The 26,291-nt window shown below is 61.2% G+C and carries 27 protein-coding genes and 2 pseudogenes; 25 read left to right on the forward strand and 4 right to left on the reverse strand.

Annotated elements, in window-relative coordinates; genetic code table 11:
- Positions 1–112: 112 nt before the first annotated feature.
- The 18 genes from MGMSRV2_RS01600 to MGMSRV2_RS01685 all read left to right on the forward strand — a co-directional run bounded on the left by MGMSRV2_RS01600 (position 113) and on the right by MGMSRV2_RS01685 (position 16,346).
- A complete protein-coding gene (locus MGMSRV2_RS01600; RefSeq protein ID WP_144084256.1) occupies positions 113–2,431 on the forward strand; it encodes a sensor histidine kinase in 2,319 nt (772 codons plus the stop codon).
- A 69-nt stretch (positions 2,432–2,500) separates the two neighbouring features.
- Complete coding sequence (locus MGMSRV2_RS01605) at positions 2,501–3,328, forward strand: universal stress protein (protein WP_024078563.1); 828 nt, start codon at positions 2,501–2,503, stop codon at positions 3,326–3,328.
- 128 nt (positions 3,329–3,456) lie between these two features.
- Positions 3,457–4,062 carry a LysE family translocator gene (locus MGMSRV2_RS01610; protein WP_024078564.1) on the forward strand — a complete coding sequence of 202 codons (606 nt, stop codon included), beginning with the start codon at positions 3,457–3,459 and terminating at the stop codon, positions 4,060–4,062.
- 82 nt (positions 4,063–4,144) lie between these two features.
- Positions 4,145–5,533, forward strand: coding sequence for a nitrogenase iron-molybdenum cofactor biosynthesis protein NifE (gene nifE, locus MGMSRV2_RS01615; RefSeq protein ID WP_024078565.1), 1,389 nt, complete (start codon positions 4,145–4,147; stop codon positions 5,531–5,533).
- A 5-nt stretch (positions 5,534–5,538) separates the two neighbouring features.
- On the forward strand, positions 5,539–6,918 hold the full coding sequence (gene nifN / locus MGMSRV2_RS01620; RefSeq protein ID WP_024078566.1) for a nitrogenase iron-molybdenum cofactor biosynthesis protein NifN: 1,380 nt from the start codon (positions 5,539–5,541) through the stop codon (positions 6,916–6,918).
- A 34-nt stretch (positions 6,919–6,952) separates the two neighbouring features.
- Positions 6,953–7,369: a nitrogen fixation protein NifX gene (gene nifX / locus MGMSRV2_RS01625; RefSeq protein ID WP_052589071.1), complete on the forward strand. Its 417-nt coding sequence runs from the start codon at positions 6,953–6,955 to the stop codon at positions 7,367–7,369.
- A 5-nt stretch (positions 7,370–7,374) separates the two neighbouring features.
- Complete coding sequence (locus MGMSRV2_RS01630; protein ID WP_024078568.1) at positions 7,375–7,821, forward strand: NifX-associated nitrogen fixation protein; 447 nt, start codon at positions 7,375–7,377, stop codon at positions 7,819–7,821.
- An 80-nt stretch (positions 7,822–7,901) separates the two neighbouring features.
- The gene (fdxB, locus tag MGMSRV2_RS01635) at positions 7,902–8,192 is read left to right on the forward strand and encodes a ferredoxin III, nif-specific (RefSeq protein ID WP_024078569.1); all 291 of its coding nucleotides are present in this window, start codon (positions 7,902–7,904) and stop codon (positions 8,190–8,192) included.
- A gap of 2 nt (positions 8,193–8,194) precedes the next feature.
- Positions 8,195–8,803, forward strand: a complete 609-nt coding sequence (locus tag MGMSRV2_RS01640) for a nitrogen fixation protein NifQ (RefSeq protein ID WP_024078570.1) — start codon at positions 8,195–8,197, stop codon at positions 8,801–8,803.
- A 294-nt stretch (positions 8,804–9,097) separates the two neighbouring features.
- On the forward strand, positions 9,098–9,409 hold the full coding sequence (locus MGMSRV2_RS01645; protein WP_024078571.1) for a HesB/IscA family protein: 312 nt from the start codon (positions 9,098–9,100) through the stop codon (positions 9,407–9,409).
- 5 nt (positions 9,410–9,414) lie between these two features.
- The gene (gene nifV, locus MGMSRV2_RS01650; protein ID WP_041633913.1) at positions 9,415–10,548 is read left to right on the forward strand and encodes a homocitrate synthase; all 1,134 of its coding nucleotides are present in this window, start codon (positions 9,415–9,417) and stop codon (positions 10,546–10,548) included.
- Positions 10,549–10,674: 126 nt separating this feature from the next.
- The gene (locus MGMSRV2_RS01655; protein WP_024078573.1) at positions 10,675–10,911 is read left to right on the forward strand and encodes a FeoA family protein; all 237 of its coding nucleotides are present in this window, start codon (positions 10,675–10,677) and stop codon (positions 10,909–10,911) included.
- A gap of 2 nt (positions 10,912–10,913) precedes the next feature.
- Positions 10,914–13,274, forward strand: a complete 2,361-nt coding sequence (feoB, locus tag MGMSRV2_RS01660; RefSeq protein ID WP_041633382.1) for a Fe(2+) transporter permease subunit FeoB — start codon at positions 10,914–10,916, stop codon at positions 13,272–13,274.
- Between the two features lie 9 nt (positions 13,275–13,283).
- The gene (locus MGMSRV2_RS01665) at positions 13,284–13,523 is read left to right on the forward strand and encodes a FeoC-like transcriptional regulator (RefSeq protein WP_024078575.1); all 240 of its coding nucleotides are present in this window, start codon (positions 13,284–13,286) and stop codon (positions 13,521–13,523) included.
- Between the two features lie 46 nt (positions 13,524–13,569).
- A complete protein-coding gene (locus MGMSRV2_RS01670; RefSeq protein ID WP_024078576.1) occupies positions 13,570–13,992 on the forward strand; it encodes a cupin domain-containing protein in 423 nt (140 codons plus the stop codon).
- A gap of 63 nt (positions 13,993–14,055) precedes the next feature.
- Positions 14,056–14,733 carry an HAD-IA family hydrolase gene (locus MGMSRV2_RS01675; protein ID WP_024078577.1) on the forward strand — a complete coding sequence of 226 codons (678 nt, stop codon included), beginning with the start codon at positions 14,056–14,058 and terminating at the stop codon, positions 14,731–14,733.
- A gap of 101 nt (positions 14,734–14,834) precedes the next feature.
- A complete protein-coding gene (locus MGMSRV2_RS01680; RefSeq protein ID WP_024078578.1) occupies positions 14,835–15,236 on the forward strand; it encodes a membrane protein of unknown function in 402 nt (133 codons plus the stop codon).
- A gap of 117 nt (positions 15,237–15,353) precedes the next feature.
- Entirely contained in the window at positions 15,354–16,346 is a 993-nt protein-coding gene (locus MGMSRV2_RS01685; protein WP_024078579.1) for a tyrosine-type recombinase/integrase, read from the forward strand.
- A 22-nt stretch (positions 16,347–16,368) separates the two neighbouring features.
- Here MGMSRV2_RS01685 and MGMSRV2_RS01690 read toward each other — a convergent pair whose 3' ends face one another.
- A complete protein-coding gene (locus tag MGMSRV2_RS01690; protein WP_024078580.1) occupies positions 16,369–16,632 on the reverse strand; it encodes a helix-turn-helix domain-containing protein in 264 nt (87 codons plus the stop codon).
- Positions 16,633–16,819: 187 nt separating this feature from the next.
- On the opposite strand from MGMSRV2_RS01690, the gene tnpA reads away from it, so the two are divergent.
- From tnpA to MGMSRV2_RS01720, 6 genes and pseudogenes are all read left to right on the forward strand, one after another.
- Positions 16,820–17,185 carry an IS66-like element accessory protein TnpA gene (gene tnpA, locus MGMSRV2_RS22350; protein ID WP_024079338.1) on the forward strand — a complete coding sequence of 122 codons (366 nt, stop codon included), beginning with the start codon at positions 16,820–16,822 and terminating at the stop codon, positions 17,183–17,185.
- The gene (tnpB, locus tag MGMSRV2_RS01700; RefSeq protein ID WP_024078582.1) at positions 17,182–17,529 is read left to right on the forward strand and encodes an IS66 family insertion sequence element accessory protein TnpB; all 348 of its coding nucleotides are present in this window, start codon (positions 17,182–17,184) and stop codon (positions 17,527–17,529) included. The genes tnpA and tnpB overlap by 4 nt, the downstream gene beginning before the upstream one ends.
- Positions 17,530–17,586: 57 nt before the next feature.
- Positions 17,587–19,194 (forward strand): IS66 family transposase, encoded by a 1,608-nt coding sequence (gene tnpC / locus MGMSRV2_RS01705; RefSeq protein WP_024078583.1) that lies wholly within the window; start codon positions 17,587–17,589, stop codon positions 19,192–19,194.
- Positions 19,195–19,454: 260 nt separating this feature from the next.
- A protein-coding gene (locus tag MGMSRV2_RS01710) for an IS630 family transposase (RefSeq protein ID WP_144084247.1) occupies positions 19,455–20,416 on the forward strand; the annotation gives its coding sequence in 2 pieces (ribosomal slippage) (positions 19,455–19,803 and positions 19,803–20,416; 963 coding nt in all).
- Positions 20,417–20,696: 280 nt separating this feature from the next.
- Positions 20,697–21,203 (forward strand): hypothetical protein, encoded by a 507-nt coding sequence (locus tag MGMSRV2_RS01715; protein WP_144084257.1) that lies wholly within the window; start codon positions 20,697–20,699, stop codon positions 21,201–21,203.
- A 230-nt stretch (positions 21,204–21,433) separates the two neighbouring features.
- Positions 21,434–22,084, forward strand: a pseudogene (locus MGMSRV2_RS01720) (transposase); the annotation flags it as partial.
- A gap of 341 nt (positions 22,085–22,425) precedes the next feature.
- Here the strand turns inward: MGMSRV2_RS01720 and MGMSRV2_RS01725 are convergent.
- Positions 22,426–22,911 (reverse strand): hypothetical protein, encoded by a 486-nt coding sequence (locus MGMSRV2_RS01725; RefSeq protein WP_024078587.1) that lies wholly within the window; start codon positions 22,909–22,911, stop codon positions 22,426–22,428.
- Positions 22,912–22,974: 63 nt separating this feature from the next.
- A pseudogene (locus MGMSRV2_RS01730) lies at positions 22,975–23,124 on the reverse strand (electron transfer flavoprotein subunit beta/FixA family protein); the annotation flags it as partial.
- A 192-nt stretch (positions 23,125–23,316) separates the two neighbouring features.
- On the opposite strand from MGMSRV2_RS01730, the gene MGMSRV2_RS01735 reads away from it, so the two are divergent.
- Positions 23,317–24,390: an IS5 family transposase gene (locus MGMSRV2_RS01735; RefSeq protein WP_024078589.1), complete on the forward strand. Its 1,074-nt coding sequence runs from the start codon at positions 23,317–23,319 to the stop codon at positions 24,388–24,390.
- 274 nt (positions 24,391–24,664) lie between these two features.
- Here MGMSRV2_RS01735 and MGMSRV2_RS01740 read toward each other — a convergent pair whose 3' ends face one another.
- Entirely contained in the window at positions 24,665–26,269 is a 1,605-nt protein-coding gene (locus tag MGMSRV2_RS01740) for a hypothetical protein (RefSeq protein WP_024078591.1), read from the reverse strand.
- Between the last annotated feature and the right edge of the window lie 22 nt (positions 26,270–26,291).

Consider the following 26,291-nt stretch of genomic DNA (forward strand, 5'->3'; position numbering starts at 1 on the left):
ATGGTAAGGCCGCAAGACTTTTGTAAGGGGGACGCGTCGTGGTTTTCCCTGTGGTCAAACTGTGGCAAACTTTCGTCTTGTACGGAATAACTTTGGATTGGTGTTTTTCGCCATGCAAGACGGCAAGGCACGGCATTCCGGCGACGGTATCGGTCAGCGCGTGTCGGTGCGGATGTTGATCATCACATTGATCGCCGGCTTGCTGGGCGTGGTTGCGATGGAGGTCGGCATCGATTTCCGCACCCATATGCGTCAGTACCATCAGGCTCAGGCCATGCGCCGGGACGAAAGGATCATCGGTCATCTGATGTTGGGCGCCCAGCATCTGGCGTTCGAGCGTGGCCGCACCAGCGTGGTGCTGCGCGCGGTCGGCCCCGTCGAGGCCGCCAACCGTAAATTCCTGGACGAGCGGCGGACCTTGGTCGATGCCGAGTTCCGCGCCGCCATCCACATGCTGGACGACGCCAACGTGCCCCTGGCCCGCAAGCTGTCGCGGCAGACCCAGTCCTTGGCGGAACTGCGCCGCCGTGCCGACGCGTTGATGGCGCTGCCCCAGGATCAGCGCGACAAGCTGTTCGCCGATTATTGGTTCGACGCGGTGTCGGCCATGCTGGGCAGCATCCCCGAAAGCGTTTACATGCTGGGGGCGGCGCAGACCATGCCGCCCTTGGCCCGTGTCAGCCTGCAGGCTTTTGATCTGCGCAACGCCCTGGGGGTTGAATCGTCGCGCATCGCCTCGGCCTTGGCGGTAGGCCGTGTGCCCGACCAAGTGCAAATGCACGATCTCGCCCGGCTGCGCGGTCAGGGCGACGCCGCCCTGGCCAATCTGCGCCGCGAGGTCATCTTGCTTGACGCTGCCGCCTTGAATGAGGCGCTGGCGCGGGTGGACAGCGAATTGCTGCGCGGCTTCCGCCCGGTTCAGGATGCGGTGCTGCATGCCTTTGCCAATGGCCGCCTGCCTCAGGAAACCGTGCCCCATTACACCAGCGCTTCTGTTCCCGCCCTGGATGCGGTGGCCGCCATCATGTCCGTGGCGGCACAGGAGGGGGTGTTTCGGGCCGAAATGGGAGAAAAACAGGCGCGGATGGAAATGACCGCTTATGCCGCGCTGCTGTTGGTGTCGCTGGTGTTGGCCTTGGCGGCCATGGCGGTGGTCGGGCGGGTGATGGGCTCGGCCCAGGCACTACGTCTCCACTTGGGCGACCTCGCCGCCGGCAAGCTTGATCCGCCACCCGCGACTCCTTTGACTGGGCGCGAATTGGTGGATTTGTCGCGTACCGCCCATGCCCTGCGTCTCAGTCTGCTGGAGCGGTTTCGGCTGGAAAGCGAGTTGGCCGAAGTATCGCGGCAAAATCGCCTGATCCTGGAACACGCCGCCGATGGCATCGTCGCCCTGGACGAACAGGGGCGGACGATTTTCGCCAATCCGGCGGTGCAGCGCCTGAGCGGGTGGACCTTGGCCGACCTGGAAGGGCGCCCGCATCACGATCTGGTGCATCATTCCCATGCGGATGGCAGCCCATATGCGGTGATCGATTGTCCCGTCCATCAAACACTTCATGACGGCATCAGTCGCCGGGTCGATGAGGATGTTTTCTGGTGCAAGGACGGTACTTGTCTTCCGGTGGAACTGAGCGTCAGCCCATGGATGGACGGCGATCGCCGCGGCGTCGTCGTCGCCTTTCGCGACATCACCCAGCGCAAAATGGTGCAGGAGCGTAACCGGCAATTGCTGGACGAGTTGCAACGGTCCAACACCGAATTGGAAAGCTTCGCCTATGCCATTTCCCACGATCTGCAAGCGCCGTTGCGCACTATCGGCGGCTACGTGACGCTGGCGCACCGTGCGGTGCAGGGCAAGGTGGATGACAATGTGGACGAATTCATGCAATTCGCCGAGCAAGGCGCCAAGCGCATGGCCGCCATGGTCGCCGCTTTGCTGGATTATGCTCGTTTCGGCATCCACGGCGATCCGCCCCGACCGGTGGCGGTGGGCGAGGTGATCGGCAACGTTCTGGTCGATCTGGCTGCCCTTATCGCCGATACCGGCGGGACGGTGGTTGTTGACGATGATCTGCCCCGGGTGATGGCCGATCCCGCGCAACTGGCCAGTGTCTTGCAAAACCTGATCGGCAACGGCTTGAAATATGGCGGTACCGCAGATCATCCGGCGCAAGTGCGGGTGGCGGGCGACCTGCGGGGTGAGTGGGCGGTGATCACCGTCAGCGACAACGGTCCCGGCATCGCCGCCGACCAGCGCGAGACTTTGTTCGGGCTGTTCACCCGGGGCGGCACCCATGAATGTATCGACGGGTTGGGCATGGGGTTGGCCATTTGCAAGCGTATCGTCACCCGTTTGGGTGGGACCATCCACATCGAGGACGCCCCTGGCGGCGGCGCCTGTTTCGTCATCACCTTGCCTGTTGCGTGAGGACTGGTGTTACCACCTAAACCCGGTCTATGATCAAGGCGGATGGAAACCGTCTGGAGAAGAAAGACGATGGCGTTCAAGGATATCCTGGTTCACGTGGACAACAGCCCCCAATGCAAGGCCCGCCTTGAGCTGGCCGGTATTCTGGCTCAGGCCCAACAGGGGCACCTGATCGCGCTGAACGTGCGGACCCGCCCGCTGTTGCCGCAATTCATCGCCGCTCAATACGGCCCCGAGATCGACCGCGTGCGGGAAGCCTTCAACGCCGAAGCCGCGCGGGAAGCCCGCGCCTTGTTCGACACCATCCGGCCCGCCGCCGGGGCGACCACCGAATGGCGCGATGTGGACGGCGATCTGGTCGATACCGTTGCCTTGCACGCCCGTTATGCCGATCTGACCATCATCGGTCAGGGCGCCAATCTGGATGAAGGCGACCGTCCGCTGGCCGATAGCCTGATTCTGGACGTGGGGCGCCCGGTGCTGATGGTCCCTGATGCCGGGCGTTTCCCCTCCATCGGCGAACGGGTTCTGGTGGCCTGGAACGGCTCGCGCGAGGCGACGCGGGCGGTGCACGATGCCTTGCCCATTCTGGAACAGGCCAAGCGCGTTCACGTCATCGCCGTCAATCCGCAAGGCGGCATGGCCGGCCATGGCGACGTGCCGGGCGCCGATATCTGCCTGCATCTGACCCGTCATGGCGTCAACGCCGTATGCGAACACGTTCGCGCCGAGGATTTGAATGTCGGCCAGATGCTGTTGTCGCGGGCGGCGGATGAAGATGTCGATCTGATCGTCATGGGCGCCTATGGCCGCTCGCGCCTGCGCGAACTGGTCCTGGGCGGCGCTACTCGCCACATGCTGCGCCATATGACCGTGCCGGTGTTGATGAGTCATTAGGGCGCAAGCCTTAATACGACGCCTACCCGCGGCGGCGGGTATGGTGGGTATCAACACTGTAAAAAAGTTATATAAAATTTAATGACGTCAAATTTGACGGAAACAGTCGCCCCTGCCATCTTGGCCGCATGGAGGCACTGTCTTTTTCCCTTGCCGTACTGACCTTGCTGGCGGTGCCCGGCCCCACCAACACCTTGTTGGCGGCGTCGGGTGCTGCTTTGGGCTGGCGGCGGTCTTTACCGCTGCTGCTGGCTGAGATCAGCGGCTACATCCTGTCCATTTCCCTGCTGATGGCGGTACTGGGGCCGATCATCGCGGCGCAGCCGGTCTTGTGCGCCGGGCTGAAGTTGGCCGCCGGCGGCTGGATCGCCTGGTGCGGCTGGCGGATGTGGCGGCAAAGCGCCCAGACCCTGGCCGTGCTGGCGGTGCCGGTGGGCTTTCGTCAGGTTTTTCTCACCACTTTGACCAACCCCAAGGCGGTGATCTTCGCTCTGGCGGTGTTCCCGCCCATACCACTGGCCCAGCAAGGCCCAACCTTGGCCCTGTTCAGCCTGATCACCATCGTCGTCGGTGCCAGTTGGATCATGCTGGGCGCGTTGCTGGCTCGGGCGGTGGCGCCCCGGCGGGTGCAGGCCATGGCCGCTCTCGCGCTCGGCCTGTTTGCCGTCACTTTGGGCGCCCAGGCGGCGACAAGTCTTGTCGCAACCCCGACAATATCCGACATGCCCCGCTGAACAACCAAGCTTTTCCGCCATTTTTACGCATGGCCCGCCGCTTGCATCTCTTGGACTTGTTCCATGAGGAGGGCCGCCACCCATGCTCAACCGTAAGAAAATCCAAGACCTGATGACCGAACCCGGCTGCGCCACCAATCAGGCGAAGTCGGAGAAGGAGCGCAAGAAAGGCTGCGGCAAACAGCTGGTGCCCGGTGCCGCCGCCGGCGGTTGCGCTTTCGACGGTGCCAAGATCGCGCTGCAGCCGATCACCGACGTCGTCCATCTGGTTCACGGCCCCATCGCCTGCGAGGGCAATTCCTGGGACACCCGCAACACCGGCTCGAGCGGGCCGGAACTGTACCGCCGCGGCTTCACCACCGACATGACCAATCTGGACATCGTCTCGGGCGGTGAAAAGAAGCTGTACAAGGCCATCCGTCAGGCCATCAACAAGCACAATCCACCGGCGGTGTTCGTCTATCAGACCTGCGTCACCGCCCTGATCGGCGACGACATCGTCGCGGTGTGTCGCGCCGCGACCGAGCGCATGGGCGTGCCGGTGATTCCGGTGGAAGCCCCCGGTTTCGTCGGCTCGAAGAATTTGGGCAACCGGCTGGCCGGCGAGGCGCTGATCGATTACGTCATCGGCATGCGCGAGCCCGACGATGCCGGCCCGACCGACATCAACATCCTGGGCGAATACAACGTCGCCGGCGAAATGGACATCGTTCGCGCCCTGCTGGAGCGCCTGGGCATCCGCCTGCGCACCGCCATCACCGGCGATGCCCGCTATAACGACGTCGCCGCCGCCCATACGGCGCGGGCCAATATGGTGGTGTGCAGCCAAGCGCTGGTCACCTTGGCCCGCAAGATGAAGGAACGTTGGGGTATCCCCTATTTCGAGGGCTCGTTCTACGGCATTTCCGACACCTCGGAAGCCTTGCGCGCCATCGCTTCCATGCTGATCGAACGCGGTGCCGACCCAGCCCTGATGGACCGCACCGAGGCGCTGATCGCCGAAGAGGAGGCCAAGACCTGGGCACGGATGGAGCCGTACCGGGCGCGTCTGGCCGGCAAGCGCGTGCTGCTTTACACCGGCGGTGTCAAAAGCTGGTCGGTGATCCACGCGCTTCAGGAAATGGGCATGGAAGTGGTCGGATCGTCGGTGCGCAAATCCACCGAGGCCGACAAGCAAAAAGCCCTGGAACGCCTGGGCGGCGACGAGGACAAGCTGGTCGACGCCATCGCGCCCAAGGACATGTACGCCATGTTCAAGGAAGGCCGCGCCGACATCATGCTGTCGGGGGGGCGTTCGCAATTCGTCGCCCTGAAGGCCAAGACGCCGTGGTTGGACATCAACCAGGAGCGCCACCATCAATATGCCGGCTATGACGGCATGGTCACCTTGGTCCAGCAAATGGACCTGGCCCTGTCCAATCCCATCTGGGAACAAGTGCGCCGGCCGGCGCCCTGGGAAGTCGAGGAGTAAGCCCCATGGCCCTGATCGTCAGCCACGGTCATTCCGTGACCAGTAATCCGCTCAAGCTGTCCGCCCCCTTGGGCGCCTCCATGGCCTTCATGGGCATGGACGGCACCATGCCCCTGCTGCACGGCAGCCAGGGCTGCACCGCCTTCGCCCTGGTCATGCTGGTGCGCCACTTCCGCGAGGCCATCCCGCTGCAAACCACCGCCATGAACGAAGTGTCCACCATCCTGGGCGGCATGGATCAGGTGGAAGCGGCGCTGTTGAACATCGCCAAGCGGACCAAGCCCAAGATCATCGGCCTGATCTCCACCGCGCTGACCGAGACTCGCGGCGAGGACATGAAGGGCGATCTCAAGCTGATCCTGGCCCGTAACCCCGAGCTGGCCGATATCAAGGTCATCCCGGTTTCCGCCCCCGATTTCACCGGTTCCCTGGAAACCGGCTGGGGCAAGGCGGTGACCGCCATTATCAATGCCCTGGCCGAGCCCGCTTCGGCCCGGGCGCAGGAATGCAACCGCGTCAACATCCTGCCCGGCGTCCACCAAAGCCCCGGCGACATCGAGCATCTGGTCGAACTGGTCGAGGAATTCGGCCTGAAGGCCAACGTGCTGCCCGATCTGTCCGGTTCCGTCGACGGCCACGTGCCCGACCACTTCATCCCCACCACCTTGGGCGGGGCGACGGTGGAAAACGCCCGCGCTCTGGGCCGGGCCAAGCTGACCATCGCCATCGGCGAACACATGCGCATTTCCGCCGAAACCTTGCAGGAAAAGACCGGCGTACCTTATGTGCTGTTCGACCGTCTGACCGGGCTGGAAGCGTCGGACCGGCTGATGGTCTGCCTGTCCACCGCCGCCGGCAAGCCGGTGCCGGCGAAGATCCGCCGGGCGCGGTCGCAATTGATCGACGCCATGCTGGACGGCCACTTTTATTTCGGCGGTCGCAAGTTTGCCATCGCCGGCGAGCCCGATTTCCTGTGGAGCTGGGCCAAGCTGATTGCCGACATGGGCGGCGAACTGGCCGCCGCCATCACCTCGGTGCATGCGGCCCATCTGACCCAATTGCCCTGCCAGCAGGTGATCATCGGCGACTTCCAGGACATGGAAGACCAGATACTGGAAGCCGGCGGCGCCGATCTGGTGATTTCCAACACCAATGCCCGGCTGTCGTGCCAGTCGCTGGGCATCCCGCATTTCCGCGCCGGCTTCCCGGTCTATGACCGTCTGGGCGGAGCGCATCGGGTGCATGTGGGCTATCGCGGTACCCGCGACCTGATTTTCCAACTCGCCAATGTCCTGATCGAACATCCGGGCCACGACCATGGGCCGGTCACCCATCCCCCGCAGACGACGGAGCACGACCATGTTGCGGCGCCTGCGCTTGGTTGACGATACCGCCCCCGCCCCCGTGAAAGGAGCACATATGCGCATTGCCTTCGCCACCCACGACAAGACCAACGTCGACGCCCATTTCGCCAGCGCCAAGACCTTCCTGTTCTATGACGTCGGTCCCGACAGCCATGCCTTCATCGAGGCGGTGCAGTTCGGCACGGTGACCCAGGAAGACGGCCAGCATGACGACGGCGAAGACCGTCTGGCCGCCAAGATCGACGCACTCGGCGGGTCGGCCCTGCTGTTCGTGCGCGCCATCGGTGGCCCGGCGGCGGCCCGCGTGGTCCGCGCCAAGGTCCACCCGATCAAGCTGCCCAACGACGAGCCCATCGCCCAGGTGATCGAACGGGTGCGCACCATGCTGAAGACCAATCCGCCGCCGTGGCTGCGCCGCGCGCTCAAGGATTCGGAAGGCGGCGACGAACGTTTCATTGACGACGAGGGTTGAAATCCATGGATACCGAGAACATCAAACATCCGATCGTCCAGGGATTGTTGCAGCTGATCCGGGCCGAGGACCGTTCGGGCGCCTATGACATGGAAACCGACGAAGACCTGATCGCCCCCTTCATCGTCACCAAGGCGCAAAAGCGCGACCTGCCCATGTTCGACGATCCCGATCCCGATATCCTGATGCGCGTCGGCCAGTTCTATGCCGCCGTCGCCTGGGAAGTGGAGCGCCGCACCGGCAAGCCGGTGGCCCCCCTGATGAACATTCACCATGAGGGCTGGGGCAAGGCCCTGCTGATTTGCGGTCGGCTGGTGGCGGTCAATTCGCATGTGCGCGAACTGCACCGCTTCGGCTTCGAGGATCTGGCCACCTTGATCGAGAAGGCCGGCAAGCTGGCCGATGAAGGTGTGGCCAGCATCGAGAAATTCCCCGAAGTGGCCGACGTCTGATCCAAACCGAACCGAAGGACCACCGCGGACGCAAAGTTCACATTTCACGTATCTAAAGACAAACCCCAAGGAGCAAGACAATGGCCGTTATCTACGCCACCCGTGATGGTACCCCGTGGGAGCCCAAGTATCTGGACAGCATCGACGCGGAATTGTGCATCGGCTGTGGCCGCTGCTTCAAGGTCTGCACCCAGGGCGTGCTGAAGCTGATGGGCATCGACGACGAGGGCGAGTTCTGCGACCCCTTCGACGACGACGTGGAAGTGGAACGCAAGGTCATGGTCGTCGACAAGTCGGGCGCCTGCATCGGCTGTTCGTCGTGCGAGACCGTGTGCGGCACCAACGCGCAAAAGCATTCGGCGGCGGCCTGATCATGCGGGCCGGCGAGCTTTATCGCCTGCTGATGGCAGGGGGCGACCGGGACGGCGATTTTATGCGCCACGTCCTGGCCTGCCCCCTGGCCTTGGCTTACGCCGAATCCCACCGGCCCCTGGATCAGGCCTTGGGCTTGTCGGCCAACGACCTCACCGCCTTGTTGCTGACCCACTTTCCCCATGCCTCGGCTTTCTTCGCCGAACGGCTGGATTTCCACGGTGACGGTGACAGCCCGGCCAGCCTGGAAGAACCCGATCTGCGCCAAATGCTGATCGACAATCGCAGTCAGCCCGGCCCCGAAGCCATATGGCTGGCCCATATCGTCGCGCGGCGCTCGTTGCAATCCAACCATCTGTGGCAGGATCTGGGCTTTATCGACCGCACTGATCTGTCGCGGCTGATGCGCGACACGTTCGCCCCGCTGGCGGCGGCCAACGCCCGTGACATGAAGTGGAAGAAATTCTTCTACCGCGAGCTCTGCCAGCAAGAGGGCATGAATATCTGCAAAAGCCCGGTCTGCGATGCCTGCACCGACTTCGCCATCTGCTTCGGCGCCGAGGACGGCCACAGCCTGCTGGCCCAGATGGCCCGGCAGGCCAGCGTCTGACAGGGGCCGGAAAACGCCATCCGCCTCCCGTTAAGCCGTCACTCCCGCGCAGGCGGCAGTTCTGGGGGTGCACCTCTGCCTTTTCCGTGACTTCTGGATACCCGCCTGCGCGGGTATGACGAAGGAACGTGGGCATTTTCTCGTGGCCTGACCAATTTGTCGGCATTCCGACAAAGTCCGACAATCGCGACATTGCCTAAAAGCGCGCCACCAGCTTTTCCGCCATTCCTGGCTTTGGCACCTGGCTTGCAGCAATCAGGTCAGATCATTCGTTTCCGTCCCAGGAGACCTGCCATGCTGACCTTGACCGACCGTGCCGTTTCCGTCCTCAAGTCCATCTGCGCCGAAGAGGCCTTGGGCCTGCGCATCACCGTCAACAACAGCGGCTGTTCCGGCATCCAATACGGCATGTCGCTGGAAGAACAGCCGGGGCAGGGCGATGAGGTGCTGACCTTCGACGATCTCAAGGTGTTCATCGATCCGCCCTCGGCCATGTGGCTGACCGGCGTCAGCGTCGATTACGTCGAGGGCGAGGAAGGCGCGGGCTTCCAGTTCGACAATCCCGCCGCCGCCGGCAAGTGTTCCTGCTCGGGCAAGTGCGGTTGACCGCCATGACCGCGCCGGCGCTGGTCATCAACGACACCACCTTGCGCGATGGCGAACAGACCGCCGGGGTGGCGTTTCGCCTGGATGAAAAACTGGCCATCGCCCGTGCGCTCGACCATGCCGGCGTGCCCGAGATCGAGGCCGGTATCCCGGCCATGGGGGCCGAGGAAATCGACAGCATCAATGCGGTGGCCGGCTTGGGGCTGGCCTCGCGCCTGATCGCCTGGTGCCGCATGCATGACGACGATCTGGCGGCGTTGAAGCGCTGCCGGGTCGGCACCGTCAACCTGTCCATTCCGGTCTCCGACCTGCAACTGGCGGCCAAGCTGGGCCGTGACCGCGCCTGGGCCTTGGCCCATATCCCGGTGATGGTGGCCAAGGCCCGCGACCTCGGCTTCGACGTTTTGATCGGCGGCGAAGATTCGTCGCGCGCCGATCCCGACTTCCTGCTGCGTGTGGTGGAAACCTGCCAGCATGCCGGTGCCCAACGCTTTCGCTTCGCCGACACGCTGGGGATCATGGACCCCTTCGCCACCCACGCCATCTTCACCCGTCTGCGCGCCGGCTGCGACATCGAGCTGGAAATCCATGCCCATGACGATCTGGGCTTGGCCACCGCCAATTCCCTGGCCGCCATCAAGGGCGGCGCCCGGCACGTCAGCACCACCGTCAACGGCTTGGGCGAACGCGCCGGCAACGCGCCCTTGGAAGAAGTGGTGGTGGCGGCGGAACATCTGTACGGCCTGTCCTCGGGGGTGATCAAAACCGATCTGGCCCTGGTGTCGCGGCTGGTGGCCGAAGCCTCGGGCCGCCCGGTGCCGGTCAACAAAAGCATCGTCGGCGACGCCATCTTCACCCACGAATCGGGCATCCATGTCAGCGGCCTGCTGCGCGACCGCCGCACCTATGAGGCGCTGGACCCGCGTGAGTTGGGCCGTAACCACCGGGTGGTCTTAGGCAAGCATTCCGGCCTGACCGCCATCTTGCATGCTTTCGGCGAAATGGGCGTCGAGCTCAGTCCGCAACAGGGCCGCGCCGTCCTCGATCTGGTCCGCCGCCATGCCGGTGAAACCAAGCGCCCGCCCACTTTGGACGAATTGCGCCATTTCCATCATCAGTCGGCTGCCACCCTGAACTGACTTTCCCGCCCGCCTGCCATGCGCGATTGATCACAATCAAAGATTTGACCACAAAAATAATAGCGAATACGATCCTCAATCGCGATTGGTTATCACCTGCATTCTCACCCCATCGGAGGCGCCGCCATGCCATCCCCCCGTGTACAGGATCTTAAGCCCGGAGATGCCGCCCGCGTCGTCGGCCTCGCCAAGGGTGACCGTGGCTATCGCCAGCGTCTGCTGGCCATGGGGGTGACCCCCGGCGTGGTGTTTTCGGTGACCCGGGTGGCGCCCTTCGGCGACCCCATCGAAATCTCGGTCCGCAACTTCACCCTGACCTTGCGCAAGACCGAAGCCGACATCCTGGAAATCGAGAGGGTTTGACCATGGCACATGTCATCGCGGTGGTGGGCAACCCCAATTGCGGCAAGACCACCTTGTTCAACGCCCTGACCGGGGCGGCGCAGAAGGTCGGCAACTGGCCCGGCGTCACCGTCGAAAAGAAGGTCGGCCAGTTCCGCCATGCGGGCGAGGCCTATGATCTGGTTGATCTGCCCGGCATCTACATGATCGGCGGCTACAGCGCCGGCTCCCAGGACGAGCGCGTCGCCCGCGACTACATCCTCTCGGGCGAGCCCAAGGTGGTCGTCAACATCCTTGATGCCTTCAACCTGGAACGCAACCTGTACCTGACCTGCCAGTTGCTGGAAATGCGGGTGCCGGTGGTCGTCGCCCTCAACATGATGGATCTGGCGAAAAAGACCGGCATCGAGATCGATTGCGACGCCCTGTCCAAGGTTCTCGACTGCCCGGTGGTGCCGCTGGTAGCCAGCCGTTCCACCGGCCTGGACGGGCTGAAGCAGGCCATTGCCGCCGCCGCCGCCGCCCCCAAGGTGCCTAACGCCCATCCCGAGCACGCCGCCGCCGTCAACGCCGCCATCGATGCCTTGGCGCCCAAGCTGGCCGAAGCCGCCGGTGCCGCCAAAATCGACCCGCGCTGGGCGGCGCTGCGCCTGCTGGAGGGCGATTCCTTCGTCGAGACCCTGGCCGCCGGCAAGCTGGGCTGTGACCTGCAAGTGCACGCCGAAGCCATCGAGGCCCAATGCGGCGAGGAACCCGACATCATCATCGCCGACGGGCGTTATGGTTTTGTCGGCACCGCCATGGCCGCCTGCTTCCACCAGCCGCGTAAGATATCGCTGGCCCTGACCCGGCGCATCGACAAGGTGGTGCTCAACCGCTTTTTGGGCGTGCCGGTGTTCCTGCTGGCCATGTATCTGATGTTCTTATTCACCATCAATATCGGCGGCGCCTTCATCGATTTCTTCGACCAGGCGGTGGGCGCCATCATGGTCGATGGCTTGGGCGACTTGCTGACCGGGCTGGGCCTGCCCGAAGGTCTGGTGGTGGTGGCCAAGGGCTTCGGCTCGGGCGTGCAGACGGTGTCCACCTTCATCCCCATCATCGCCTGCCTGTTCCTGTTTCTGTCGTTTCTGGAAGATTCCGGCTATATGGCGCGCGCCGCCTTCGTCATGGACCGGGCCATGCGCGCCATCGGCCTGCCGGGCAAGTCGTTCGTGCCCTTGATCGTCGGTTTCGGCTGCAACGTGCCGGCGATCATGGCCACCCGCACCTTGGAAAACTCCCGCGACCGCATCCTGACCGCGCTGATGGCGCCGTTCATGTCGTGCGGGGCACGGCTGCCGGTATTCGCCCTGTTCGCCGCCGCCTTCTTCCCGGTCAACGGCCAGAACATCGTCTTCGGCCTTTATCTGGTCGGTCTGGCCTTCGCCGTGCTCACCGGCCTGATCCTGAAGAACACCCTGTTGCAGGGCGAGGTGTCGCATTTCGTCATGGAATTGCCGCCCTATCACCTGCCGACCATCCGCACCGTGGTGTTGCAGGCGTGGCAGCGCCTGCGGGAATTCATCTTCCGCGCCGGTCAGATCATCGTTCCCATCGTCATGATCCTGTCGTTCTTCAACGCGCTGGGCACCGATGGCAGCTTCGGCAAGGAAGACAGCCGTGATTCGGTGCTGTCGGCAGCCAGCCAAAGCATCGTCCCCATTTTCAAGCCCATGGGCCTGACCGAGGAAAATTGGCCGGCGGCGGTGGGCCTGTTCACCGGCATCTTCGCCAAGGAAGCGGTGGTCGGCACGCTCAACACCCTCTACACCCAAGCCGCCGAGCAGGATGCCGCCGAGGCTGCCGCCGCGCCGGCGGCAGGCGAAACCGCCGCCCCGGAAAAGGTGGAAAAGCCTGAAACCCTGTCAGCCAAGCTGATGGCGGCTTTGGCCACCATCCCGGAAAATCTGGCTGGTGTCGTCGATTCGTTGGGCGATCCGCTGGGCCTCGACGTCAGCTATGTCACCGATGCCGGTTCGGCGGCGGAAAAGCTGGAAGTGGGCGGCGGCACCTTCGGCGCCATGGTTGCTCGCTTCGACGGTGTCGCCGGCGCTTTGGCCTATATGGTGCTGATCCTGCTCTACACCCCCTGTGTTGCCGCCTTGGGTGCCATCCGCCACGAAACCAGCCTGGGCTGGACCGCCTTTGGTGCCGCCTGGACCACGGTGCTGGGCTATATGGCCTCGGTCAGCGTCTATCAGGTCGCCCATTTCGCCGATAATCCGGCCACCGCCGGTCTGTGGCTGTCGCTGTGCGCCGGCGTTCTGGCCATGGCGGTGACCGCCATGTGGCTGATCGGTCGGGCCCAGGCCCGCCGTCTCGCCACCGAAGCGGCGGAATAGGGGGGCGTCATGACCCTGTCGGAACTGAAAGCCTTCATGGTCGAACGCAAGCGGGCGTCGGTGGCGGAAATCAGCCTGCACTTCGACAGTCCGGCCAGCGCCATCCTGCCCATGCTCGAGCAATGGATGGCCAAAGGCCGTCTGTGCAAGCTGGATATGCAAGGCGGTTGCGGCAAGGTCGGCTCGGGCTGTTCATGCAAGGAAGCCCCGGTGGACATCTATGAATGGAGACCCTCGCCCCAGGGGTGAAAAACATGCATGATCTTCCCCTTGATGGATTGATTCGGGGAAGATCATGCGCCTGTCTTTTCAATCCGCCCTGCTGGCGGTGTTGCTGTCCTGTCCGCTCGCCGCTGCCCAGGCCGCCGATGCCTATCCCACCCGTCCGGTGCTGAAGACCGCCACCACAGTGGCGGGCGAAACCATCGCCTATCCGACCAGCGGTCCGGCCGAGGTCAAGGCTGACATCGTCACCATCGCCCCCGGCGCCGAAACCGTGTTCCACCGCCACGGCGTCCCCATGTTCGCCTACATCCTGAAAGGGACGGTGGTGGTCGATTACGGCGCCCAGGGCAAAAAGACCTTCACCGCCGGCCAAGGCATGGTCGAAGCCATGGCGGTCACCCATCGCGGCACCAATCCAGGCCCCGAGCCGGTGGAAATCCTGGCCGTCTACATGGGGGCGCAGGGCAGCGACAATGTCGTTCCGGTCAAATAGGGCAGTTTCACCCCACCCGATAGGGGCGTGGCGGCACCAACCGCCACGCCTTAGACTACGAGCATGAAGATCAAGGCCCTCATCTTCGATGTCGACGGTACCTTGGCGGAAACCGAGGAAGCCCACCGCAACGCCTTCAACCGGGCCTTCGGTGAAACCGGGCTGGACTGGCATTGGGATCCGGGGCTTTACCGATCACTGCTGAAGGTGTCGGGCGGCAAGGAGCGCCTGCGCGCTTTCGCCGAAAGCCGCCAACATCCGGTGACCGACGTCTTGGTCCTGGCCCTGCATCGGCGCAAGACCGAAATTTATACCGCCCAGGTCGCCACCGGCGCCGTGCCCTTGCGCCCGGGCATCGCCCGCCTGCTGGGGGAAGCGCGCCAAGCCGGCCTGCGTCTGGCCATCGCCACCACCACCACCCGGGCCAATGTCATCGCTTTGATGGCCGGCACCGGGATCGAGCCCGGCTGGTTCGAGACCATGGCGTGCAGCGACGATGCCCCTTTGAAGAAACCCCATCCCCAGGTCTATGAAACCGTGCTGTCGCGGCTGAACCTGCCACCAGAGCAATGCCTGGCCATCGAGGATTCCGCCAACGGCCTGCGCGCCGCCCAAGCCGCCGGCTTGGCGGCGATCATCACCCCCAGTCTGTACACCGCCGGCGACGATGTGAGCGCGGCCAAGGCGGTGTGGCCCGACCTGGGCGCGGTCAGCCTGGCCATGCTGACCGGCGAAGGGTGAGATAGCGGCGTACACCCTTGGCCGCCGCCTTGCGGCACATCGTGCGGCAAGGTTATCCTGGGAGATGTCGGGCAGCAGGGCCGGCACAACAGGATATGAGCATGGACGAATTATTTTTTTCCACATTCCGTACGTTTTTACTTTGGGCCGTACCGGGAATTATTCTCGCCCTTTTGCTGTTCGTGCTCATTCGGAAAAGCCTGCATCCTCGCCGTCATCGGCAGGAAGCGCCCTATCCTCTGCCGGTCAAGGCACGGCCATCGCGGCTTAAACTGATCTTGGGGGGAGTTTTTCTGGCCGTCGGCGTGCCCAGCCTGATCGGTAGCGTGCTCATCACCGTCCCCATGGTGCAGCAATACCTTTCCAACACCGATCGCAGCATCGACGTCTTTATCGCCGTCTTCGCCCTGTTCGGCGTGGTGATGACCGCCACCGCCCTTGCCCTATGTGCCGGCGGCCTGTGGCTGATCCGTCGTTACCGCAAGGAGATGTCCGCAGCCTGAAACGGCGAAAGGCCCTTGGTTTCCCAAGGGCCTTTCATGGTGCTGCCGAAAGGAATCGAACCTTCGACCTTACCCTTACCAAATCACTGGCTAGAAGGAGCATAAAGGGTATGAAAATTGGCTACTTTCAAAGTGCTACCTTCAGGAAAGCACAACGTTCAAATCCGTCGCAAAGGCCATAAGCCCGCCTCCAAAAGCTTCGATAGCCTTGAGGACGCCCAGTGTTGGGCAGAGGCCTATGAAGCCGGAATAGAGCAAACCGCCCAAGCGTCTTCCGCCCACAATGATCCGATTCTAAGCCTTACCTTGGCCGAACTGGGCAAGCGATATTGCGATATAGCCATGGCTGGAAAACCTACTCAGGAATATGCCCGCTTCCAGCTTCGCCACATCACGAAGGCGTTTCTCGCCAACGGCCTGCCGTTCTGTGTCGCAGATATCAAGCCCGTACATGTCAACGCCTACAGGCTCTATCGCCTCGGCCAAGTGGCATCCGCAACATGCCGTCACGATCTCATTTTCATCGGCCGGATATTCAATTGGGCACGACGGGAATACCTCGTCGCCCTGACCAACCCTGTAAAGGACATTCAGCTTCCCGCTAATTCCAAGCCTCGGAACAAGGTGGTCAGCCGTGCAGAGCTTCAAACGCTGATTGAAGCCCTTACCCCCGTCATGCGGACGGTGGTGGAACTGGCCTATGAAACAGCCATGCGACGGTCCGAAATACTCAAGCTGACACCTCGCCAACTCAATATCGCGGAACGGACGGTTGCTGTCATTGACGGTAAGACGGGCGATAGGCTCGTTCCTCTTACCCTACGAGCGGTGGAACTGCTTGCCGAAAGCGCCAAGGATTGCAAGCCCAACCAAAGGCTGTTCCCAGTCGCCCCTCTCAGCGTCACCCAAGCCGTTCGCCGGGCTCGTCGGGTGGCGGGATTACCCGATGATGTGCGCCTCCACCAGCTACGCCATACCCGCATCACCGAGGTTGCCAAGCGTGGTTTCAATCAAGCTCAGATCATGATGGTGAGTGGGCATCGTGACGTAAGAAGTGTTCAGCGGTATACGCATTTAAACGTAAAAGATGTTATACACTTATTAGATTGATGTGGTCTGATTCCCTAGATGGTTACTGTGGGGGTTTTCGTCCTTTTCGCAAAGGCTGTGGAGGAGGGGCACCCTCGGCGGGGAGTTCAAAGAATTCTCTGATATCGACTTCGAGAGCTTTAGCAATTCGTGCGAGGACTGCGATCGTCGGATTTTCCAAGCCTCTCTCAAGGCGGGAGACGTAGGTTCGATCAATTTCGGCATCCACGGCTAAAGCCTCCTGCGAAAGGCCCCGCAGTACTCTCAATTTCCTTAAATTCCATTTTACTAAGGCCTGCGCATCCATATGAACAGGCGAGCATCTTGAAGACGGTTAAACCACGGAGTATGGTCCTCATTATGCTAATCAAAGGGCCTTAACGGACAAGAGGTGTATCCCTCCGGCGTGGACCGCCTTCCCGGCCGGGTGAGCTTCGGCGAAGCTGATCGCCTGATTGGCGTTGAAGTTGGCGGAAGTGTCCACGGATTCATTTATGGACAGAAACTCGACCGGGCGGCGGCGGAACCGTTCTTGGCCTGAGGATCTGAAGCGGGAGATCGTCGCGGCGACCTACGAGCCCGGGGCCTCTGTGGCCGGGGTGGCGCGGCGGTACGGGGTCAACGACAATCAGGTTTTCACTTGGCGCAAGCGTTTCGGGGGACAACAGGGCGAGACGGTGCCGGCCCATATGGTGCCGGTGGTGGTGGCCGAGGACATGGCGGCCTCCGGGCGGAAGGAAGCCTCTTCTTCTGCCGGCGTGGTGGAGATCGATCTGGCTGGTGGCTACCGTGTCCGTGTCGGCGATGGTGTCGGTGCCCAGCTGCTGTGCCGGGTCTTGGACGTGCTGGAGCGGCGATGATCCCGGTTCCGACGGGCGTCCGGGTCTGGCTGGCGGTCGGGCGGACGGACATGCGGCGCGGCATGAACGGCTTGGCGCTGCAGGTGCAGGAGGCGCTCGGCCGCGATCCCCACGCCGGTGACCTGTTCGTTTTCCGGGGTGCTCGGGGGGATCTGATCAAGGTCCTTTGGCACGACGGCCTGGGCATGTCGCTGTACGCCAAGCGCCTGGAGAAGGGGCGGTTCATCTGGCCCTCTCCGGCTGACGGCGTGGTGGCGATCTCGTCGGCCCAACTGGCCTACATGCTCGACGGGATCGACTGGCGCAACCCGCGCCACACCTTCCGCCCGCGAAGTGCCGGATAGGGCGGAAACCCACATTTTTAGCGAGTCAGCGGCCGGGTTTTATGATTCCATTGGGGCATGGAAATCGGCCGCGAGACCCCGACAGACGACATCGACGCCCTGAGGGCGGAGCTGGCGGTCGCGCGCGCCAGGGCCGCCGAGGACCAGGCGCTGATCGCGCACCAGAAGCTGCAGATCGAGAAACTGAAGCGCGAACTCTACGGCCCCCGGGCGGAACGCTCGGCCCGCCTGATCGACCAGATGGAGCTGGCGTTCGAGGAACTGGCGGCGGCGGCCACCGAGGACGAGATCACCGCCGAGAAGGCCGCGGCGCGCACCACCAACGTGGCGGCCTTCACCCGCAACCGGCCTGCCCGCAAGCCGTTTCCCGAGCATTTGCCGCGCGAGCGGGTGGTCGAGCCGGCTCCGTCGGCCTGCTCCTGCTGCGGCGGTGACCGTCTGCGCAAGATCGGCGAGGACGTCACCGAGACCCTGGAGGTGATCCCGCGCCAGTGGAAGGTCATCCAGCGGGTCCGCGAGAAGTTCAGCTGCCGGGACTGCGAGAAGATCAGCCAGGCGCCGGCGCCCTTCCATGTGACCCCGCGCGGCTGGGCCGGCCCCAGCCTGCTGGCCATGATCCTGTTCGAGAAGTTCGGGCAGCACCAGCCGCTGAACCGCCAGGCCGAGCGCTATGCCAAGGAGGGTGTGCCGCTCAGCCTGTCCACGCTGGCCGACCAGGTGGGCGCCGGCTGCGCCGCCCTGGAGCCGTTGATCCGGCGCATCGAGGCCCATGTGTTTGCCGCCGCGCGTCTGCATGGCGACGACACCACGGTGCCCGTCCTGGCGAAGGGCAAGACCGACACCGGCCGATGTTGGGTCTATGTCCGCGACGACCGCCCCTTCGGCGGACCGGCACCACCGGCGGCCATGTTCTACTATTCGCGCGACCGGAGAGGTGAACACCCCCAGGCCCATCTCGCTGGGTATGCCGGGCTGCTCCAGGCGGACGCCTATGGGGGCTATGGCGCACTCTACCTGCCCGACCGAAAACCCGGGCCAATCCTGGAGGCCGCCTGCTGGGCGCATGCGAGGCGTCCGTTCTTCGCCCTAGCCGACCTGGCGGCCAATGCCCGCCGCAAGGCCGAGGGCCGGGCTGCCTCGGTGATCTCGCCCCTGGCGCTGGAGGCGGTCCGGCGCATCGACGCCCTGTTCGAGATCGAGCGCGCCATCAGCGGCCAGGACGCCGACCGGCGGCGGGCGATCCGCCAGGAGCTCAGCGCCCCCCTGGTCGCCGACCTGGAACGATGGCTGACGGAGAAGCGCGCCGGTCTGTCGCGAGGCAACGATCTTGCCAAGGCCATGGACTACATGCTGAAACGCTGGCCCGCCTTCACCCGCTTCCTCGACGACGGCCGCGTCTGCATGACCAACAATTCCGCCGAACGCGCCCTTCGTGGCATCGCGCTCGGCCGGAAGTCCTGGCTCTTCGCCGGGTCCGACCGCGGTGGACAGCGTGCCGCCTCCATGTACAGCCTCATCGTCACAGCCAAGATGAACGACATCGATCCGCAAGCCTGGCTGGCCGATGTCCTTGCACGGATCGCGGGTCACCCCGCCAGCCGCATCGACGAACTCCTGCCCTGGAACTGGCGGAACGCCAACCCGGCCTCCGCCGTCGCCGCCTGACGCCGCCCCCCCCCTGCGTCCTTCACCGGATGGATACCAAGAGGTGCGAATGTTCGGCAGATTTATGCGACGTCTCTATGCCGCTAAATTGATGGCGGAAATCAAGGCGCAATGCGAGGATCAATCTTTCGTAATTCGTTTGTTTAGCACGGATTGGATTGCTAGAGCGGTTTCACGCCGAGCGGAATCGGTAGAGGATTCCCCCTGAGGTCATTTTGTGATTCAACATCTTCGGTAACAACGCTCCCGAGGATGATGCGATGACGTGGCGCTCAGGGCAGTCCTATTCTCAGGACTTGCGCGATAGAGTTTTGGCGGCTGTGGACAGCGGCATGAGCGCCTACGAGGTGGCGCCGCTGTTCCGGGTGAGCGTTTCGTACATCTACAAGGCCCAAGGCCGCCGCCGGGCCACCGGCGAGACGACGGTGAAGCCACGGCCTGGGCGGCCAGGACAGAAGCTGGCGGCTCACCTTGAGGCGTTGCAGGCGCAGATCAAGGTCGAGCCCGATGCCACGCTGGCTGAGTTGCGCGCCTGGGTTCTGGCCGAATTGGGCGTGTCGATCAGCGTCGGCGGCCTGTGGAACACGCTTGAGCGGCTCGACCTCAGTCTGAAAAAAAGAGTGCGCATGCTGCCGAGCAGGAACGTCCCGACGTAGCCGAAGGACGCATCGCCTGGCGAGCCGAGCAGCCGGCGCTGGACCCAACCCGCTTGGTCTTCCTTGATGAAACCGGGGCATCGACCAACATGACCCGGCGCTACGGACGGGCGCCGCGCGGTCAGCGGCTGCTGGCTGCGGTGCCGCACGGTCATTGGAAAATGACCACCTTCGTCGGGGCGCTCCGGCATGACGGAATCTCCGCCCCCTTCGTCATCGACAAGGCGATGAATGGCGCGATCTTCCTGGCCTATGTCGAGCAGGTCCTGGCTCCGACCTTGCGGCCCGGCGACATCGTCGTAATGGACAATCTGCCCGCCCACAAGGTGGCAGGGGTCAAGCAACTCATCGAAGCCCGAGGGGCCACCCTGCGGTATCTGCCGCCCTACTCCCCAGACCTCAATCCCATCGAGCTCGCCTTCGCCAAGCTCAAGAGCCTGCTGCGAAAGGCGCAAGCTCGCACCATCAACACCTTATGGGACGTGATCGGAAAACTCATCGACCTGTTTCCGCCCGAGGAATGCGCCAATTTCTTCGCCCACGACGGATATGGACGCTCGATGTGAAAATGCTCTAACGATCTTGAGCAGTTACGAACCCTTGCGTATTACAAGGAGGATTCAGCCGCTCCGTTTCTGGCCGCGTGCCACATCCTTGAACAAGGAATGATTGATGAAACGCTGGACTATCCAACGCGATGCATGTGCACCCATTTGTTAGGCGGGCGCCTGGAAAAAGCTAGAGCAAATCCAATGTTTTACCATAGACACATCATGTTCTTTGGTCATCTCTCTGAAAGCTTTGAGGAAACCGCTTCGAAGCTGCTTTCAAAGCACGGAGAAGAACGTGTTTAGTTTTTTCACAGGCCGCAAATTTTGTGGAGAGATTGCCCGCTTGCTTGGGGTGGATAGTGGGTTTCTGGGGAGCGTCATGCTTGAAGTGGGTTTCACATGGGCACACTTCAAAGCGCTAAAAAGAGCCGACATTTCTGCGGGTGAAGCATTGAATGCGATTCTGCCAAGTTTTGAGCAGGGGCTAGTGTCGATGAAATCCCGCTTTGGTTCTCAAAGCCTTATTTTGGAAGCCGAGCAGGCTATTGTTAATTATAGATTAAAAATCAAAGAAGTGCCTATGAGGGAGGACATATCAAGCGATGAATGTCCTGGCGGGAGATACAAGCTCTCATACGAAGTTCCAACGGGTGAAATGTTGCGGGGAAAACATCGGACCGCTACTTATGGAATGCATAGTGACGATCTAGAGGAACTTGAAGCTATCGCTCTAGTCAAAAAGATGGGTGGTGTTTCAGTTTTGCTCGTCGATCAAGTGACGTCTAAAATCATCATGAATTAAATTATAGTGCTGTTGATTTACGGGCATTTCCGTCCAAGCCACGAATCCAGTTCCGAGCTACCCTTCCTTAACGAGCAGCCAAAATAATCCCTCTTCAATCCCCAATGTGCCAAGCGATCCAAAGAATATAAGGGGAACAAATGAATGCCTTGGGTAAGTTATGGGGACGCGAATCGTCACGATGTCGTTTTCGATCAGAAGTTGATACTTACGGCTGGATGAAAGTTCCAGGGCAGGTCACCACCATTGTCGCCGCACCCAAGCAGCGCAATACAGATGGCGAAAAGGCGGCGATCAAGGCCGGAACCATTCCCGACGGCTGGCAGGACAAGCCCGCCAAATTGCGCCAAAAAGACCGCGATGCTCGCTGGACGGTGAAGTATTCCAAGGCCAAGCCCCGTGAGGATGGCCAGCCCCAGGTCGACCTGGCCGTCCCATCCTTCGGCTACAAGAACCACGTTTCGGCGGACCGGGCGCATGGTCTGATCCGCAAATGGCTGGTGACGGATGCGGCTGCTCATGATGGTGCCCGGCTGCCTGATCTGCTCGACAAGACCAATACGGCGAGCGGCGTCTGGGCCGACACGGCCTATCGTTCGGAAAAGAACGAGACGTTCATGGTGAAGAACGGTTTCGTCTCCCAGGTCCATCGCAAGAAGCCCAAGGGCAAGCCGATGCCGGACAGAACCCGCAAGGCCAATGCGCTCAAATCCATGGTGCGCTCCAAGATCGAGCACATCTTCGCCCACCAGAAGGGGCCAATGGCCGCCATCGTCCGCACCATCGGCAAGGCCAGGGCGGAAACCAAGATCGGCATGATCAACCTCGCCTACAACATGTGGCGTTTCATGCGGCTTGAGAGGAAACGTGTGCCCGCTTGAGGGCAAAACCAGGGAACTCCCGTCCGAAACCACCAATGGACTGCGGAAATCGGCGCCGATAGGGCCTGACCAGCACCACGGCCGATCCGATCAGGCCAAAATCAGGCCAGCGCCGAGGTTTTTAGAGGTGTCCAGCTTCATACATAGGTTGACTCATATTCCGGGCCGCAGCGCAAGCCCTTCGCCACCCCCGTGAGCAATTACCTCAAGCTCTCTTGACTATCTTGTATTGCTCGACGGACTGCCTCTGTCGTCGTGGCGCTGCCGTGTAGAACCTAGCCCATAGTGCCTCCTTCCACTCCGTGGACAAGAATGCACCACCAAATGCCGGGACTAAACACCTAGAAAGTTGAAAGAGCCGCTATCCCCTCCCCGACAATTCGCCCAGGATCGGTGAGCCGGATCATAGTTAAATCGTTATTCTCAAAACCAGCTACCAAATCAGAATTCCAGTTTTTCATTTCGCTAAGTATTTTTTCTATAACTTTCAGTTCCCTCGATGCGTAAAGCAAGGCATACAGAGGCATAGCAATGTTCCTACAGTATTCAATAATCTTCTGGGCATCACGGTTCAAAAGATTTACGTCAGATGATCCATCTCTTTTGTGAACGCTATAAACGAAGCTTGCATAAGAACTATTGTAGTTATCGATGAGATCTGATAGCTTTTCAATAACTCTAATGGTGTGATTGTTTATTTTTTCAGCCCGCAATTCCTCCTTATCTTCCCTGCGGATGCGTGCTTGGTTAATTATAAATGCCACGCTCGCACCAATTACTGAAAGAGCTGTGGCAATATCTAGGCCAAATTGGAAAGAACTAAACATATCACACCTCCATCGTAGGGGGGGGATAATGGACCTATTTATCTCACTCGCCTTGCCCGTTCACTTCAGGCGAACGGCCTCTTCCACCGCGATCTCGTCGAACGGGTTCATGGAACACTTAACGTTGGCGGTCTCGACGCCCGTTTGGGCTGGCTTCACCCGGATATTCGCGTTGTAATCAATGACGCGCTTGACCGCAACAAGAACTTTCATGGTCTTCCTGATCCCTTGATCAGACGCACGCGGCCCAAAGTGAAATGGGCATTGCTTTGCGTATTTCAGTATTGCATTGCTCTGTAAGACGTGTGGGTATGCTTGTCAACGACACCTGGACACCTCCAAAAACCCTGGCGATTTGGGCGGGCGTTTGATTCACAGACGGGATCGCGGCTGTGAGGTGGGGCGATGAAGGCACCGGGATTTTTCGACATTGAAGAATGTCTGGCGGGTCTGTCGAAGAAAGGCGACGTGCTGGAACACTTGAGCCGTACGATTGATTTCGAGCTGTTCCGTGCTGACCTTGAACGAGCGGTTCCGCGCTCGAATGGCGCCAAAGGCGGTCGTCCGCCGTTCGATCATGTGCTGATGTTCAAGGTGCTGATCCTGCAGGCGATGAATGGCCTGGGCGACGAGGCCGCAGAATATTTCATGCGCGACCGCCTGACCTGGAAGCGGTTCCTGGGGTTGGGGATTGCCGATCCGGTTCCCGACGCCAACACGATCTGGACGTTCCGCCAGCACCTGACCAAGGCCAGCGCCATCAAGGGTCTGTTCGAGCGGTTTGATGCGGCTCTGCGGGAGGCAGGCTATCTGGCGATGTCGGGGCAATTGCTGGATGCCACCATTGTCGCCGCACCCAAGCAGCGCAATACAGATGGCGAAAAGGCGGCGATCAAGGCCGGAACCATTCCCGACGGCTGGCAGGACAAGCCCGCCAAATTGCGCCAAAAAGACCGCGATGCTCGCTGGACGGTGAAGTATTCCAAGGCCAAGCCCCGTGAGGATGGCCAGCCCCAGGTCGACCTGGCCGTCCCATCCTTCGGCTACAAGAACCACGTTTCGGCGGACCGGGCGCATGGTCTGATCCGCAAATGGCTGGTGACGGATGCGGCTGCTCATGATGGTGCCCGGCTGCCTGATCTGCTCGACAAGACCAATACGGCGAGCGGCGTCTGGGCCGACACGGCCTATCGTTCGGAAAAGAACGAGACGTTCATGGTGAAGAACGGTTTCGTCTCCCAGGTCCATCGCAAGAAGCCCAAGGGCAAGCCGATGCCGGACAGAACCCGCAAGGCCAATGCGCTCAAATCCATGGTGCGCTCCAAGATCGAGCACATCTTCGCCCACCAGAAGGGGCCAATGGCCGCCATCGTCCGCACCATCGGCAAGGCCAGGGCGGAAACCAAGATCGGCATGATCAACCTCGCCTACAACATGCGGCGTTTCATGTGGCTTGAGAGGAAACGTGTGCCCGCTTGAGGGCAAAACCAGGGAACCCCCGTCCGAAACCACCAATGGACTGCGGAAATTGGCGCCGATAGGGGCTGACCGGCAGCAATGCCGCTCCCGTCAGGCCAAAATCAGGCCAACGCCCAGGTTTTTATGAGGTGTCCAGTTGGGCCCGTTCGGCTGGGAACGGTTCTGCAAGGAAGGTCGGGGAATATCAAAATCAATAGGCGGGGCCACATTGAAACACTGCATCTCATGGCGCGAATAGGTCTTAGTAATGATATTCTTATATGGTATCTTATATTCATAGATTGTCTCTGTTAGTATCTCTCCATATCTTGAAATTCTGCCACTCATGGAGATAACGATCTGTTCTGATTGGGTGTGCTCTCGCCAAATAATTCTCTTCGTCTTTCTTTTGTCCTGGCACGTCATCATAGGGCATCCATCCCATCAGTTTTTCTAAAAGAACCTCGACTTGAACTTGGTTTTCCCTGAGGGCTTGAGCTTCCCTTCCTAAGAGAGGACCCCCCATAACTCCCTCAAAGGCTTTACGCATTTCCTCCTTGAGGAGGCTCTCGTATCCCGTGGGGACGATATAGCTGTCGTGCAAGGATAGGGCGGGGACCCCTCGAACAAGGAAGCTCGTCAGGACGCGTTCCGAAATCATGGAATCGAGGTTCATCAGACGAATGCCCACATCGGCTCCGAACTGGTCAGCAATTCTTGGATGCTTATCAGCCAATGCCCCATGTAGCCGCGCGAGTTGATCATTCGTGAACGCTTTCGCACTTGTCCCTGCCGCAGCCTTATTCCGAAAGGCCGAATAAGCCTCATTCGTGGTCCTGGCGTTGAGGAGCACCAGCATCAGGTTCTTGGCTGCAGTACGACGTTCTGCGCTGTTCTCCAGGAAGTCGAGCGCAGGCACATCATAAGGATCCCCCCCAATCACTGCCCAATATGGAATTCCGAGCTCAGCGTAGAGCATGACGACGTGGAGCCCTGAGAAGTCGATCTCGTTCGTCGGCCTATCGTCGATGAAGATGTGGCCTCGCCACTCCTTCGGGCAGCGTTGCCACCAGCCCCCGTAGAAGCGACCTCCGCAGGCAAATGAACCCCTGTTGAAGATACGCCTCACGAATTTGTCTCGTTGGCTCACTGCGAGCGTGTTGGCCTCATTTCCCTTCTGGATACTGATCCAACGCTCATCAAGCGTAGGGATGTCAATGAACGTGCGGCGGAGTAAAGCGTTATAGTCGGCCAGCACCGCTGACATGCGTCGCGTGTTATCGTCAGGCTCGTATTCGATATCGCGCTTCCGACCATCCTCGTCCTCCTCATCCTCCCCCTGACTGTTGCGGAGGATGACCGTGAGACGATCTGGATGGCTTCCGATGTCCAATGGACCGAACCGCGCCCTACGAAATTCCTCTACCAGCTTTTCGGTCGCCCATATGCGTGCTAGCCGTCCAATGCCCGTGTTCCGATCTAGAAACCCCTTCGCCTGTTCGATTAGCCCGACCTCAACAAGCCGATCCACAATGTCGATGGTTAAATGGGAAATGAACAATTCGTTGTAGCGAGAGCCAGCCTTGTAATCGTTATTGTTCCTAGAGAAGGCTATGACCCTGTTAGGCACCTCACACCACGTCACATAAATGTCGAGAAGCACCACCTTGAGATGGCGTTTCTGGACCACCTTTTTTCGAGCCTTAAAATGTTCTGCATAGATGAAATCAACGAACTGATTGACCTCGGGGTGATCTGACCAAGTGTGAACGTCGAGAAATTTGAAATTTTCGAGGGCCTCGCGCTTTTCCCGGATAGCTTGGGCCTCAAGCTCATCCGGCCAAAGCAGGACAACAGGCTCCAATTCCAAATCGACGGGGATGTCTTTTCGTTCATTCATCGGACGCCGGCCTTCTCAAGCT

Source organism: Magnetospirillum gryphiswaldense MSR-1 v2, assembly GCF_000513295.1.
GTDB lineage: Bacteria > Pseudomonadota > Alphaproteobacteria > Rhodospirillales > Magnetospirillaceae > Magnetospirillum > Magnetospirillum gryphiswaldense.